16 protein-coding genes and 1 other RNA gene are annotated in these 13,387 nt (G+C 36.8%); 2 read left to right on the top strand and 15 right to left on the bottom strand.

The features are described 5' to 3' along the window. Positions 1-81: 81 nt before the first annotated feature. The 13 genes from ACMAYX_RS14860 to ACMAYX_RS14800 all read right to left on the bottom strand — a co-directional run bounded on the left by ACMAYX_RS14860 (position 82) and on the right by ACMAYX_RS14800 (position 10,300). Positions 82-267 carry a hypothetical protein gene (locus ACMAYX_RS14860; RefSeq protein WP_103218419.1) on the bottom strand — a complete coding sequence of 62 codons (186 nt, stop codon included), beginning with the start codon at positions 265-267 and terminating at the stop codon, positions 82-84. A gap of 189 nt (positions 268-456) precedes the next feature. After that, positions 457-654: a hypothetical protein gene (locus ACMAYX_RS14855; RefSeq protein WP_103218420.1), complete on the bottom strand. Its 198-nt coding sequence runs from the start codon at positions 652-654 to the stop codon at positions 457-459. Between the two features lie 12 nt (positions 655-666). Then, positions 667-2,298, bottom strand: coding sequence for an RHS repeat domain-containing protein (locus ACMAYX_RS14850; protein ID WP_103218421.1), 1,632 nt, complete (start codon positions 2,296-2,298; stop codon positions 667-669). Between the two features lie 88 nt (positions 2,299-2,386). Beyond that, positions 2,387-3,277, bottom strand: coding sequence for a type II secretion system F family protein (locus tag ACMAYX_RS14845; RefSeq protein WP_103218422.1), 891 nt, complete (start codon positions 3,275-3,277; stop codon positions 2,387-2,389). Positions 3,278-3,292: 15 nt separating this feature from the next. Then, a complete protein-coding gene (locus ACMAYX_RS14840; protein ID WP_412472117.1) occupies positions 3,293-5,548 on the bottom strand; it encodes an ATPase, T2SS/T4P/T4SS family in 2,256 nt (751 codons plus the stop codon). Continuing rightward, a complete protein-coding gene (locus tag ACMAYX_RS14835) occupies positions 5,548-7,071 on the bottom strand; it encodes a pilus assembly protein N-terminal domain-containing protein (RefSeq protein ID WP_103218424.1) in 1,524 nt (507 codons plus the stop codon). The genes ACMAYX_RS14840 and ACMAYX_RS14835 overlap by 1 nt, the downstream gene beginning before the upstream one ends. Next, positions 7,071-7,886: a Flp pilus assembly protein CpaB gene (gene cpaB, locus ACMAYX_RS14830; RefSeq protein ID WP_103218425.1), complete on the bottom strand. Its 816-nt coding sequence runs from the start codon at positions 7,884-7,886 to the stop codon at positions 7,071-7,073. The genes ACMAYX_RS14835 and cpaB overlap by 1 nt, the downstream gene beginning before the upstream one ends. Before the next feature lie 83 nt (positions 7,887-7,969). After that, positions 7,970-8,479 (bottom strand): hypothetical protein, encoded by a 510-nt coding sequence (locus ACMAYX_RS14825; protein ID WP_412472116.1) that lies wholly within the window; start codon positions 8,477-8,479, stop codon positions 7,970-7,972. Between the two features lies 1 nt (position 8,480). Next, positions 8,481-9,008 (bottom strand): hypothetical protein, encoded by a 528-nt coding sequence (locus ACMAYX_RS14820; RefSeq protein WP_103218427.1) that lies wholly within the window; start codon positions 9,006-9,008, stop codon positions 8,481-8,483. Continuing rightward, complete coding sequence (locus tag ACMAYX_RS14815) at positions 8,995-9,309, bottom strand: hypothetical protein (RefSeq protein ID WP_103218428.1); 315 nt, start codon at positions 9,307-9,309, stop codon at positions 8,995-8,997. The genes ACMAYX_RS14820 and ACMAYX_RS14815 overlap by 14 nt, the downstream gene beginning before the upstream one ends. Then, positions 9,279-9,785: a prepilin peptidase gene (locus ACMAYX_RS14810; protein WP_103218429.1), complete on the bottom strand. Its 507-nt coding sequence runs from the start codon at positions 9,783-9,785 to the stop codon at positions 9,279-9,281. The genes ACMAYX_RS14815 and ACMAYX_RS14810 overlap by 31 nt, the downstream gene beginning before the upstream one ends. Positions 9,786-9,791: 6 nt before the next feature. Further along, a complete protein-coding gene (locus ACMAYX_RS14805; RefSeq protein WP_146037872.1) occupies positions 9,792-10,004 on the bottom strand; it encodes a Flp family type IVb pilin in 213 nt (70 codons plus the stop codon). Positions 10,005-10,111: 107 nt separating this feature from the next. Next, a complete protein-coding gene (locus ACMAYX_RS14800; protein ID WP_021267549.1) occupies positions 10,112-10,300 on the bottom strand; it encodes a Flp family type IVb pilin in 189 nt (62 codons plus the stop codon). Positions 10,301-10,534: 234 nt separating this feature from the next. Between ACMAYX_RS14800 and ssrS the strand changes: the two genes are divergently transcribed. Both ssrS and ACMAYX_RS14790 read left to right on the top strand, forming a co-directional pair. Further along, positions 10,535-10,707, top strand: a non-coding RNA gene (ssrS, locus tag ACMAYX_RS14795) — 6S RNA. 70 nt (positions 10,708-10,777) lie between these two features. After that, positions 10,778-11,308, top strand: a complete 531-nt coding sequence (locus ACMAYX_RS14790; protein WP_103218430.1) for a hypothetical protein — start codon at positions 10,778-10,780, stop codon at positions 11,306-11,308. 6 nt (positions 11,309-11,314) lie between these two features. On the opposite strand, the gene ACMAYX_RS14785 is transcribed toward ACMAYX_RS14790, so the two are convergent. Then, positions 11,315-12,295: an SDR family oxidoreductase gene (locus tag ACMAYX_RS14785; RefSeq protein ID WP_103218431.1), complete on the bottom strand. Its 981-nt coding sequence runs from the start codon at positions 12,293-12,295 to the stop codon at positions 11,315-11,317. 92 nt (positions 12,296-12,387) lie between these two features. Continuing rightward, on the bottom strand, positions 12,388-13,221 hold the full coding sequence (locus ACMAYX_RS14780; RefSeq protein WP_103218432.1) for a flagellin: 834 nt from the start codon (positions 13,219-13,221) through the stop codon (positions 12,388-12,390). Positions 13,222-13,387 lie beyond the last annotated feature (166 nt).

Raw genomic sequence — 13,387 nt, 5'->3', positions numbered from 1 at the left:
TTTGAGGAGTTCAGGCAAAAAAAAGCCTGACTACGTGGCCAGGCTTTTTAAGGAGTTGAATATAATTGTTTGAGTTAAATTTTATTGTCCAATCGATTGAGTTGATGAACTTGATGATGTTGGTGCTGCTGCTGGAGCTTCCGCTTCTACACTTGCTACACTATCAGAGCTTGCATACATATCATCACAGCTAGTTCCTGACTCATCTAATGCAAATACGTTTGTTACACTTAATAGAAATAAAAATACTAATGCTAACTTTTTCATAATTTCCCCCATTATGGTTTTGTTTCTTTGCTATTTATAAAGCAAGGAAAATGCCAACTTTTCGGATGTCTTTTTAAGTAGTTAGAGCAATAGAGGGTGTAATATTTTGTACAGTGTTTAGATTTTTAACAAAAAAAGGCCCGTTTCATAACGGGCCCTTTAGTATAAGATAATAAATTTAAAATAATCTTATTGTTGATCAGATGTAGTTCCACCTGGTGTTGCCGGCACTTCAGATGAAGATGGTATAGCAGTTGTAGGTGATGTATCTCTGTTATCTAAGTTAACTTTTGGACACTCACCATCTTTTTCACCAGTAGCCGCACTTTCTGCAGCAAAAATACTAAATGATCCAAGAACCAATAAAAGCGTTAGTAGTTTCTTCATATATCCCTCCAATTACATATTTAGGTTTACACCAGCAGGCTTAACAATTGCTAAGAGTGATTGGAAGGCCTGAGTAACTTGTAAGGCCATCTTATGTCCTGCTTTCGATTCTACTTTTAGAATCTCACCGTAGTTATCGTATTTAACGTTGATCTTTCCTACTTTATTCATAGTAATCTCAACTGGCTTACCTTGAGCATTGTATTGAAACTCAAGAGCTCTTTTCTGCTTAGTCTTTTTATTTAAATCCATCATTTTTGAAATACGACCTTTAGAATCGTAAAGTAAAACAACAGACATACCTTTAGAGTTATTAGCTTTCTTAAGGTTACCCTTCTTATCATAGTCAAACTCTGTCCAACCACGTGGGTTAACTACTTTAGTAATCTTCTTAAATTGCTTGTGATACTCAAGCTCTACAAAGTCACCTCTTGAAGAAGCCTTTTTAACAAGTAGTCCATCTTTATTATATTCAAAATTAGTTACGTGATTTCCTCTCTTAATCTGCTTTGGAAGAGAACAACACTCTGTATAAATCGTCTCTGTTTTAAGCCCATTAATTACAGTAAGGATTCTGTAAGTATAGTGAGATCCGTCTGGTTTCTTCTTGATCTCGTACTCATAACGATTTACAACTTCTTTCTTAGTTGGTGATTTCTTTGCTACTAAAGTCCAGTAGTGGAAATCAGGGTTTTTAGGATTACTCTCATATGAGTACTTAATTACTTCACCACTTCTCTTTGTAAGTTCTTTTACAAATTGAGTTTTCTTTTCATAAGCAATCTTTTGAGTTGATCCATCTTTATAAGTAATAAGAGTCATATTATGATTAGCATCGTAATCATACTTGAAATGATTCCCTGAAATATCTTTTGCATCTACTAAGTTATAATTTGTGTCATAAGTATAAGTCGTCTTTTTACCAGCACCAGATTCTACTGATTTCACAAGACCATTTGGATACCACTTAAAAAAGATTTGCTTGGCCATTGAGTCCTTGATTGACTTTAGTGAACCTTCTTTCGTGTAATCAAGATTAACAACATATCCGTTCTTATCTTTTACTTGAATAAGCTTACCTTCTTTATCAAAGTGGTTCTCTTTTCCATCATTATACTTTCTAATATAACCTTTCGCTGTCTTTACGACTTTTTGCAGCCCGCGAACATTTGAGTATAGTTCAGTTCCCACTGCAAGGTTTGAAGATACATTGAACTTCTTAGCATATGCTTGTCTAAGTTCAGCATCATTTGTAAGCTTCGTAACAAGAGTCTTTGCAACTGTCGTCGAAAGAGAAGTTTTCTTTCTCATCACATCAACGATTTTCTCTGCCGCTGCTTTAGGATCTACAGCCTGTCTTGGAGTGAAACGAGTCTTAGCACCTGAACCATTCTCGTGAACTGTTACAGAACCATCTGCTGAAACAACTAAGAAAGTTTCATAATCAGAACCCCAACCATAACCAAACCACCCCTTTCCAGGAGATTTAGAGTTGTACGTTCTTTCAACAACTAGGTCATTCCCACCACCAGGTACGATAATATCCGTGTACGTAATGTAGAAATTTCCGTTTTTCAGATTTACACCAGCAATCGATGCCAGTGAAAACAAACATAGTACTAATAGTTTTAAACTGATCCTCATGACTTGTATCCTTATTTAGTTAAAGAATCTTCATTCTCTCCATAGGCATATCGGAGGCCTTTAACTAAAACTTAAACATATAATAACTTTATTCTTTAATTTTCACTATTTTAAGAATGAAGAAGGTTCCAACACCGTCTAAAACACAGGCGACTACAAATAAGACAATCCCAATGGCCGAAGAAAACATCTTTGGTAGCAGAGTTGGATCATTTGCAGAGAAAATAGCTAGAATTACAAAGGGCATGGCCGCAATTGTGAAGCCCTGAAACTTTCCCTGGGCCGTGGCGGTATCGATTTTTTGCTTCAATCTAATGCGTTCACGAATAACAGTGACAATAGTGTCAAAAACTTCAGCAAGATTACCACCGGTTTCGCGTAAAATATTAACACTTGAAACGAACATATCATTGTCTTGAGTAGGAATTCTTTCTGCCAAGTTTTCGAAGCACTCCTCTAAAGTTACCCCAACTCTGTTCTGCTGCAGGATAATATTAAACTCTTCAGAGATAGGAGGAGGCATCTCATCAACAACCATACCAAGAGCTTGAGGTACTGATAGACCTGCTCTAAGACCATTTGAAAGCAGAGTTAGACCATCTACCATCTGGTTTTGATAAGCTAAAATACGACGATTAACGAGGTAATCAACAACAGGTTTAGGCGCCTTAAATCCTACAAAACCAACGATTAGGCCAAGAAACGCTCCACCACCCCAACTTCCAAATAAACCAAAAGTAATAAGAGTTAGAGTTCCAAGTCCAAATGACAATGCTAGGAGTGCATACGTAACATGATCTGGCTTGACGTCGATAAAAAGTAATTCAAACTTTTCTAAAATATATGTTCGAGTACCAAATGTTTGTTTTTCAATTAAATCAAAAATACCAACTGAATAGCGATAACAAAATAGAAAGAAGATTAAACCAATAAGTCCAATTAATCCACTTCGTCCTATTTGTTCAATAAAAAAACTCATTTATACCTCTATATCCTAAGCCTTCTTCTTCACAGGTGGTGCACTATTGCCTGGTCTTGGTCTAGCTTGAGGCTGACCCGGTCGTGGCCTTTGTTGTCCCTGCTGTGGAGGTCTCTTATTTGGAGGTGGTGGTGCTTTCTTATCAGCGTTAGCAGGTGTGGCCCCACCACTAGCACCAGGAGCATTTGAAAATAAACCACGAGGAATATTGTAACCTTGTCTTTCAAGGGTTTCGATAAACTTTGGAATAAAACCAGTCGCCTGATGGGAGCCAATAATTTTCCCGTTCTTATCGATATCTTTTTGTTGAAAGAGGAAAATATCTTGAAGAGTAACAACCTCTCCCTGAATACCACCAATTTCAGTAATATGTGTAATCTTACGAGAACCATCATCCAGACGTGAAGCTTGAATGATCAAATGAACTGCGTTGGCAATCATTTCACGAATTGCTTTTGGAGTAAGACCAGCTCCTGCATACTGTACAAGAGTTTCAATACGTCCAATACACTCTCTTGGATTGTTTGAGTGAACTGTCGTTAGAGAACCATCGTGCCCTGTCCCCATAGCTTGGAGCATATCCAGTGTTTCACCACCACGACACTCACCAACAACAATACGCTCAGGACGCATTCTTAGACATTGCTTTACTAGACAACGAATATCAATTTCTCCATCGCCTTCAAGTGAAGGAGGGCGTGTTTCTAAACGAACAACGTGCTCTTGAGGAAAACTAAGTTCAGCAGAGTCTTCACAAGTAATAATACGTTCATTGGCCTGAATAAAACTTCCCAAAATATTTACCAGTGTTGTTTTCCCGGAACCAGTACCACCAGAAACAATTATATTCTTATGTCCTTCAACAGCGATACGTAAGAAGTCCGCCATATTCTGAGTGAAAGAACCGAATTGAACAAGGTGTTTATAAGTAAGTCTCTCTTCAGGGAATTTACGAATTGTAATACAGCATCCGTCAATTGCAGAAGGAGGAATAATTGCATGAACCCTAGAACCATCATGCAAGCGGGCATCAACGTATGGAGTCTTTTCATCAATACGACGACCAATTGGAGCAACAATTCTTTCAATAACATTAAGAACCTGTCTATCGTTTGAAAAAGTTACTTTTGAAAGCTTAACCTTTCCATCTTCTTCATAGTAAATCTTATTAGGTCCAACAACCATAATTTCAGAGATTGACGAATCAGCAAGCAAGTCCTCTAGAGGCCCTAGTCCTAAGGCTTCATCTAGAATTTCTTTAACAATGCTATTCATATCATCGCGATTGTTTAAAATGCCTTTTGTATCTTCTTTACCAAGTAAATCAATAACGACTTTCTTAGTCTTTTCTTTAAGAATAATTTTCGCTTTCGGATCGTTATCATCATCTTTAGATAGATCCATTTCTTCAACAAGACCTTTATGAATTCTAAGTTTTAGATCTCGCCATCCATTTGCAGCAGCACCAGTTGGACGCTCTTGTTTTGTACCAACATCATTAGGTTTATTAAGCTTAGCCAATTGACTAAGAATTCCCTTTCCATTGATTGTACGAACTAACTCTGTGACACCTTTAGCAAAAGCACTATTTTTAGCCGCCAGCATAACTGGTTTCTTCTGATTAATGGCCATTGCACAAGTTTGTTCATCTTTTTGAATTTGAGCTAAAACAGGGCGACCAACAGATTTCCCGGCCACATCAGCAGTTACAGGATGACCTTTTTGCGCCTGATTAAAAACAAAATGAATCATTTCTTTAGGAAACATCATTGTTATTAATTCTGAAACAAGGCGCTTAGTCTGATTTAGAGCAAGAAGGTCTGGAGTTATCACAACTAAAATCATCGTTGAATGCTCTAAAGCCTTTGCAGTGAGATCAGTGATTTCCGTTCCAACGTCAATAACAGTGAGTGGATACATGCTTTTTACGGCTTTAAGTACCTTACCAGCTCCATCAACACTCATCCCTTCAGTTGCTACAGGATCATTTGGTAAACCAATATAATGAACACCACTTGGGTGCATATTTACGAATGGCTGAAAAGTTCGTGGATCAATATTTCCATTAAAATTAAAAAGATCTTTTAAGTTCTTATTTGTTTTAATTCCAGTTAACAAATTCAAGTCACCACTAGCTCTTTGATCGAAATCAAGAAGTAATGTCTTAGATCGCTTTTCACCACTGAAAGCAAAAGCTAGGTTTGTAGCAACTTGGGATTTCCCTACGCCGCCTTTACCACCAATGACTGTAATAATATGACCTTCGGCCACTATGGCCCCCTCTTTCTAAATTTTCTTTTAATATCTTCAGTACCAGTTGAGGCACTCTCAATAATCTCAGGAGTGATAAAAACAACAAATTGCTCTTTAGATTTTGAAACATCTTTTGAGCGTACAAATGAGAACAAAGAAAAAACTTGTCCTTCTTCACTTCCATCACTACCAGTTGTTGAAACACCATCAGGTGGGTCTTTGTCATATTCGGTAGCAGTTTTATTAATTGAAATACCACCAACAACCGCTGATTCACGAGACTTAACAATAATTTTCGTATCGAGATTATTAGTTTGTTTATCTGTTCCTTGAGAAGAAGAAACACCAAGAATAATATCAAGATTAATTTTTTCTTCTTGTAGAATCTTAGGTGTTACATCTAAGTTAAATCCCGCTTCGATAACTTTTGCTTGTTGGAACTCCCCAGTACCAACCGCAACGTTCCTCTCAGAACCCTTAGATAACTTTGCCTTTTCACCATCTTTAGTGATCACCATCCCAGATTGAACAATTCGAGCATAACCAGCTGCTTTAGCAGAACTCAGTTTAGGAAATAGTTGTGAGATTGTTCCACCAAAACTACCAGCAGATGAAGTCGTTACTGTTCCACCATTTTCAGTACGTCCAAAAACGATCTGTCCACCTGTTGTTCCAACGCTTGGATTCCATTTAAATCCAAAGACACGATTATAATCTTTTGAAAGCTCAACAAATTGAGCAGTTATTTTAATAAGTTTTGCGGCTTGAGGTGGCTGAGGCTTTCTATTGATAGCCAGAAAGTTTCTAATAATCTCACCCTTATCAAGTTGCTGAACAGAATCTGTTCTTCTAGCTAAACTTTGAATTCTATCAGGTAAGTATGTCGCCGCGATTTTAACAGCAAGGTTACTTTCTTCTTCTGAGTTTACAATTCCTTCTAATAAATATGAATTATTAAAGAATCTAACTGTTACATCTTTTAAGTTATTTCTTCTTAGACCTTCTTGCATTTCTCGAGAAATAATTAAATAAGTCTGTGGTGAAACTTCAACAAGGTTCTTAACATCTGGGTAATCTTCTAAAACTTTTACAATTCGCCCAATATCTCCAGGAACAATAATCTTTCCTTCAACAAAGACCTTACCACCCTTCAAGTTTATTTCTAAACCTTCAATTGGTCCCAATTGTTCTTTAATTTCTGCAATAAGCTTTGACTTCTCTGTTGCAGTAACAGTTACAAGATAACGCTTTTTAATAGCACCTAAGCGATCTCGAACAGTAACAGAAGTAATACCAGGTGCTTCACCTTTTAAAACAAGCTCACTTGTTCCCGCCGCAGTATTAACTGGTTGTACTTTAAGAATTCTTTGATTTGCAATTTGTACACTTCGAGATGTTATTGTGAAATCAATTGGTAAAACTTTATCAATACCAAGAACTACCTCTACTTTTTCTTCAGATACCCCAATACCAGAAGAGGCCTGCTGAGCGCTGGCCGTTAATGCAAATATAAATAGAGTTAAGTACGTTAATATTCTCATTAATTCTTTTTCTTATATTTTTCGTTAAAGAAGGCCCTTGCCTCATTCTTATCAGTATCCGAAAGAATATCGTAGAGTCGAGTTCCTTCGATCATTGCCTTCTCACCATCATTAATATTTCTTAAAGTCAGAATTGGTTTATTTGGTTGGAATACATAAAGATGCGCAATCTTCTGAGCTTGAAATGGACTAAGCTCTAACGTTACCGTTGTATAATTAGAGTAAGTGTTAAGTTTCATTTTTCTTACAACTTCCTCTGTTTTAACACCAATTAGAGGAATATTATTTGAAACACTCATCCCTGTTGAAAGAACACGAACATCTTGAAGGATTGTAACGATTTTTTCTTGATCTTTTCTCGCTCCACCTGTGTAATCAATCGGTGCTAGAACATCGACACGATCACCAGGACGAATAAGCTTTCCTACTGAACTTCTTTCATCAACTTGGAAAGCAATTGCACGCATCCCCACTGTAACTTCTCTTGAAAGACCTGTACTCTCTCCAGGATATGTTACACGTGGTTTCGTAATTTGCTCGCCTTTTAGAATTGGAACTGTCGCAATTGTATTTTCAATTTCTTTTACTGTTTTAAAACTTCCAGGAGCTAAGAATTTCTGTGGAACTGTAATAATTGAAACCTTCGTTTCATCCAGTAGATCGAACTCGCGAATATCTTCTTTAGCAACAAGAACAGAACTCATTGTTCCATACTTTTTAATCAAAGCAGATTGTTGATCTTCGATATAAGTGTGGACCATAAACATGGCAACACCTGCAATAATAAGGGCCAGCGTAAAAGCTCTAGTATTCATAAAACATCCTGTTTTACTTCGTTAAGTAATCACTTAATATTTTAACAAAAAACAAGCATTTAGTTACAATGAGGCATTTTTGGCTACTTATAGCTACAAGAAGTGACCGGTGAAAGGATAGTGGCATCATTGGCCCTAAATAAAACATCACCTGGTTTAGTGAAGGTCTCACCACAGACTCCAAACAAAGTGAACACCTTAATACAATTTGTATCCTCTGGATCACCTGCTTCTTCGCAATTTTCATCTTCAGCTGCGGCCCAAGGAAGAGTTGGAATTTTAAAGCTTGATGAAATCGGTGTACTATTAGATTGTAGTGTTTTATTCCAACCAATCATAAAGCCTCCAACCTCAGTGAACGTCCCACTTAAGCTTCTGATATCATTTCCACCAATTCCATCAGAGTTTCCTTTAAGAATATAAAATGTATATGTTCGAGTTGCTTTATTCTGATTAATCGATGCATTGATTGAGTTGCCTACTGTAATGAGCATTACAACCATATAAAGAAGAATTGGAATAAAAATCATCGCCTCAAATAAGGCCTGTCCTTCTTCATTTTTAAATATTGTTCTTTTTTGATCTGCACTCAAGTTAACATCCGTTATCATAGATCGTTGAGTTCGTACTTGAACAATTCCCATTTCCTAGATCAGTGGCAACCTCAGAAAAAGCTCGACAAACCTGAGCAAGACACTCTCTTATCGTAGGCTCTTTTCCTAGAAACGATTCAATTCGAAAGTCTAAGTCAATATCACCTGTTAATACCTTCATGACAGAGAATTTTGTTTTATAATCTAGATACGTTCCACTTAAGAACCACTGGTTTGTTGTTTTTGAATTAAATTTTATCTGACAATCAGTGCCGCAATTAACAACATTATATGAGTTGAAAACTTCCGTTGCATTTTGACGTGCAAGAGAGTCATTTTGAATTTTATTATCTGCAACGAGATACGCTCGTGATGCCATAAAATTTGCATATTGAAGAAGATAAGTATTTGTATAATTAATTGCAATCTTTGCAAAAACAAAAAAGAAAGCGATCACAAAAGTAAAAGTTGATAGGAACTCAATTGTCGATTGCCCATTTTGATTTCTTATCTTCTTATAATTGCTCATCATAAATTCCTACAGGAGAGAAGAAGTGAGACCTTCCTTCATCATTATTATAATAGAGGGGATGAACTGGATTTCCATAAGTTTTTCCATATGAATCGACACTACCTTTATCACCATAGCGAGCTGAGTATTCCATAGAGCGGGCCAATGTACCAAACATGCCCTCTCCAATCATGCCTTGGAAACCTTCACTTTTGAAGACTAGCATTGCAAAAGATGTCACAACAACAAAAAGTAAAATATACTCTACTGTCGATTGTCCCCTTTCATTTAAAAGAATATATGCTTTTTTATTTTCCATCCTAGAAATATCCATGAAATAAGTATAACAGGGGCAAACGCAAATTTCTTCCCAAAAATCTTTTTAATCTGAACGATATTACCTTCTTTAAAAGCCTGAATAATAAACTCAAGATTTTTAAGAATATTCGTAATAAAAACTGAAAGCCCGACAATCACTGTTACAACAGAAAGGGAGATCAAAGCTTGATCTTGATGAGCGACTGGAATTAAAAGAAATAAACTAGCTAAATATTTCGAATCACCACCGCCCATAATTTTTAAAATAAAAAGTAAAAAACCTGCGAGAAATATCCCTAGAGGGTAAAGAAGTGTTTCAATTCCAATAATGTAGTTATTCGGGAAGAACAATACGAGAACTAAAAATAAAAAGATGTTTCCAATTGACCATACGTTTGCAATCTTTCGAGATTGAATATCGATATAAGAAACATAGAGTAATTGAATAAAGATAAAAACATAGACACTAACGGGCACTCTAACCTACCTATCTTGGTTTACATATGGTGAATGCCAACAGCCATTAGGACACGAGCCTGTTGCAAGCTCCTGCGATAAATGGAATGCAAAACTTTTAAAAAAGCCTGTAGTATAAGCCCCTATTCCCCTTGCCATTGCAATGGAAATACCAGCAAAGAATGCTAAGATAAAAATATACTCTATTAAAGCCTGACCGCTTTGAGACTGACGTGACATACTTAATATTCTACATTAAGTATGCAAAAGGTTTTGGTGAGAAAGTTTTTCCTCCGCTCTCTAGAGTAGAGTGCTTGATAGTCGCATCAAACTAAAGAGCGGAAGAATTAGTTTCCTTGTAGTTCGCGAAGTAGGTTATCCGTGTTCCCGAAAACACCATCAGTAAGAGTTGTAATACCCTCTGATGCCTTTTCCTTAAACTTCATAACAAGCATCGCTGCAACAGCAACAAGTAAGATATACTCTGTTGATGTTTGACCTTCTTCGTCTTTTAGAAACGCTAGCAAGGTTTTCATTTCATACTCCTTTCAATCGCCCCCATTCAGCGGGGTTGAAACTTAAATAACTACTTGAAAGTTTCGGCAATAACTGAGTAAAGCTTTAACTTTTCTTAATAATATTTTAACACTTCGCGCATTTGGTTCAAAAAAAAGGTGTATTTGTTCATAAGTATCTGTAAATACTACCGTCAAGTGCTTTTAATTATGCCTATTATTGTTGCCGTTTACGTTTTTCGGGTATAATTTATGAGTGAGCTAGATGGGCACCAAATAAAGTTGTTTCGCCCTACAAAGCTTAGAAAGGAAGTGGTCACTGGTCACGGTGAGCAGGCCCATGAATCAGTGGGAAGCCTAAAGTGATTATCACTACATCCCCCTGTCGTACGACGGGCGGAAACTTTCATCGCTCATCTAGCTCATTCACACTGCCCTTTCCATTGCGCAATCCAAAAAATTCTTTTCAAATCATCAATATCTAGTAGAATTTAAGTTATGGATATTACAAAATTTGAAAGAAACACGGAAGTATCAACAAAATGGATCGAAAATCTTGCTCTCGAAGAGATCAATATGGACGAGAGTGGTGTTGTAAGTTTTAACGACCACTTAAATCCAGCATTCCAACTTGAAGAATCTTCAATTAACTTCATGAATAAGCTCAGAGATCTTTTTGAGATTTATGTCCATAAATTCAATGAATACCGCGGTGATAATAATACGATCAAAATTTTTAAGATTGCTAATACAATCAATGACTTTATGATCTATCGCAATTCACTTCGTCTTATTTTTGCAAGAAAATCAGATGATCTTATTTCAATTGGCTTCTTAGCGAATGGGAAAGACATCTTTAGTGCTAGAACTAATGAATCTCAAGTTCATGGCGGTGGACATCTTCACGAGATCCGCGCACACATCGGGCCATTTAATCAAATCACATGGCGTTTTGAAAATGAAGTTGTTGATTGTGATGCACTTGTAAGACACTACTTAAGCGAATTTATCAAGCTTTCTGCGCGCTAAGAAGATTTAGATATAGTTAATTGTATCCTTAGACTCATGTGCTTCCTTAGCATCAAGGCCTACCCGTAACTTTTGAGCTGAATATTCTAAAGACTCTTCTACAGTTGGTAGACGCAAATGCAGATAGCCCTCAGCATTAGTGATATTCATATTAAAATTTAGAACACCTGAACTATTATCTCCAACCTTTGCTGAACTCATAATTGGATATGGCCATTTGGCCGATGCAATCAACTTTTGTGGTTCTTGAAATTTTTGACAATACAGTTTTCCAAAAGAATAAGTCGACATAAAATCATTTGAACTAATTTGTAACAAACGATTCTTAAGACCTCTTTCGATGCAAATTTTGATAACCATTCCAAGGTAGTCAATATCGAGAAAGCCCGTTTTAATATAGTCATCAAGTTCAATCTCTTCTCGTGCATGAAGCTTTGCTTGAATTTTCTCAAAGAGATTACGACGAACGTGTACACCGCCTCTTCCATATAATCGACAAACTCTAAAAACTAAGTAATTTAGAGAGGATTTTTGAATATAAAATTCCGCAGCCGCCTGAGTCTTGCCATAAGTAGTAGTTGGATCAGGAATATCTAACTCAAAATTTTCAGATGATTCACCTGAGAAAACGAAACTTGAAGATAAATAAATAATTTGTGATTTATATCGCTGACAAACATCTGCCACAGTAAAGAGTCCACTTGTATTTAAAGCATCCGCCCTTCTCTCACTTAGTGCACAATCCACAATTGAAGATAAACCTACCGCATATATTGTAATGTCTGGTTTAAATGTATACATGATTAACTGAACTTCTTGCTTACTGTGAACATCACATGGAACAGTTGTTATGCCATCAATAGATACAGGGTTCTTATGATAAGTACCAATGATTTTGTAGTCTTTCTTTAAAAAGCTTGCAAGTGATGAGCCCACAAATGAAGAAATACCAAAGATTAGAATTGTCTTGGTTCTTTGTTCAGTCATGATTCTATTATATAGGTAAGATTTGTTTTTTGAGAAAAAAAAGAGGAGGCAACTATGTCCTATTCAGGACCATAGTCGCCTATATGATTAGTTTATCCGATTAGTTTTAACGCCACATTTGGCACTTGGTTTGCCTGTCCAAGAACAGAGGCTCCCGCCTGAATTAAGATATTGTTTTTAGTCATGTCGGCAGTTTCTTTTGCCACATCAACATCTCTAATTCGCGATTTTGCCGCACTCAAGTTCTCATCACTGATCCCCAAGTTATTGACTGTTGATGTGAGTCGATTCTGTAACGCACCCATACTGGCACGATAACCGTTGACTGCGACCAACGCATCGTCAAGTTTTTGAAGAACTGCTTGAGAGCCTTCTTTAGTGGACACACTATCTGAGGCAAGTCCAAGTGCTGTGATTGTAGCATCTGATCCTGCTGCATCGTAAGTAAGTCGATCAAGCATTGGATCATTGTGAATCCCAACTTGAAACTCGAGCTTGCCACCTGTTCCATCGAGTAGCTGTGTTCCGTTAAAGTTAGAAGATTTTGCGATTCTATCAATCTCTTCTTTAAGCTGTTGGAACTCGATGTCTGAAAATGCTCTTTCAGTATCCCCAATCGTGTCAGAGGCAGTCTGTACTGCAAGCTCTCTAAGACGAATGATGATATTTGAAACTTCATTTAATCCACCTTCTGCTACCTGGACAAGTGAGATTGCATCGTTTGCGTTTCTCTTTGCTTGCCTCATACCTCTGATCTGAGCTTTTAAGTTTTCACTAATTGCCAGTCCAGCGGCGTCATCTCCAGCCTTTGTAATACGTTCACCTGAAGATAGTTTTCTTAAGTTGTCCCCAACTCTTTTATTTGTAAGTGACATTGCTCTTTGTGCTGCGATTGATGCCACGTTTGTATTAATTCTGATTCCCATGATTAGTCTCCTTTAATCATCATATAAACCTCCTGTTTGATAATTGAGCATCCAGCTCAATAAATTCGTTAATAATTAAATAATGCTTCTACGGATAAACCAATCATTCCTCTATATATATTTGCCAAGCAATCAAAGGTTGCAGTCTCTAATTGCCGTACATAAC

Source organism: Halobacteriovorax sp. RT-2-3 (assembly GCF_047085075.1).
Lineage (GTDB): Bacteria > Bdellovibrionota > Bacteriovoracia > Bacteriovoracales > Bacteriovoracaceae > Halobacteriovorax_A.
This window is presented reverse-complemented; position numbering and strand designations above follow the sequence as displayed.

Excerpts from the sequence above, each read along its gene's own strand:
- ACMAYX_RS14860 (WP_103218419.1), bottom strand. The coding sequence starts at position 267 with ATGAAAAAGTTAGCATTAGTATTTTTATTTCTATTAAGTGTAACAAAC.
- ACMAYX_RS14855 (WP_103218420.1), bottom strand. The coding sequence starts at position 654 with ATGAAGAAACTACTAACGCTTTTATTGGTTCTTGGATCATTTAGTATT.
- ACMAYX_RS14850 (WP_103218421.1), bottom strand. The coding sequence starts at position 2,298 with ATGAGGATCAGTTTAAAACTATTAGTACTATGTTTGTTTTCACTGGCA.
- ACMAYX_RS14845 (WP_103218422.1), bottom strand. The coding sequence starts at position 3,277 with ATGAGTTTTTTTATTGAACAAATAGGACGAAGTGGATTAATTGGACTT.
- ACMAYX_RS14835 (WP_103218424.1), bottom strand. The coding sequence starts at position 7,071 with ATGAGAATATTAACGTACTTAACTCTATTTATATTTGCATTAACGGCC.
- cpaB (WP_103218425.1), bottom strand. The coding sequence starts at position 7,886 with ATGAATACTAGAGCTTTTACGCTGGCCCTTATTATTGCAGGTGTTGCC.
- ACMAYX_RS14820 (WP_103218427.1), bottom strand. The coding sequence starts at position 9,008 with ATGAGCAATTATAAGAAGATAAGAAATCAAAATGGGCAATCGACAATT.
- ACMAYX_RS14815 (WP_103218428.1), bottom strand. The coding sequence starts at position 9,309 with ATGGAAAATAAAAAAGCATATATTCTTTTAAATGAAAGGGGACAATCG.
- ACMAYX_RS14805 (WP_146037872.1), bottom strand. The coding sequence starts at position 10,004 with ATGTCACGTCAGTCTCAAAGCGGTCAGGCTTTAATAGAGTATATTTTT.
- ACMAYX_RS14800 (WP_021267549.1), bottom strand. The coding sequence starts at position 10,300 with ATGAAAACCTTGCTAGCGTTTCTAAAAGACGAAGAAGGTCAAACATCA.
- ACMAYX_RS14790 (WP_103218430.1), top strand. The coding sequence starts at position 10,778 with ATGGATATTACAAAATTTGAAAGAAACACGGAAGTATCAACAAAATGG.
- ACMAYX_RS14785 (WP_103218431.1), bottom strand. The coding sequence starts at position 12,295 with ATGACTGAACAAAGAACCAAGACAATTCTAATCTTTGGTATTTCTTCA.
- ACMAYX_RS14780 (WP_103218432.1), bottom strand. The coding sequence starts at position 13,221 with ATGGGAATCAGAATTAATACAAACGTGGCATCAATCGCAGCACAAAGA.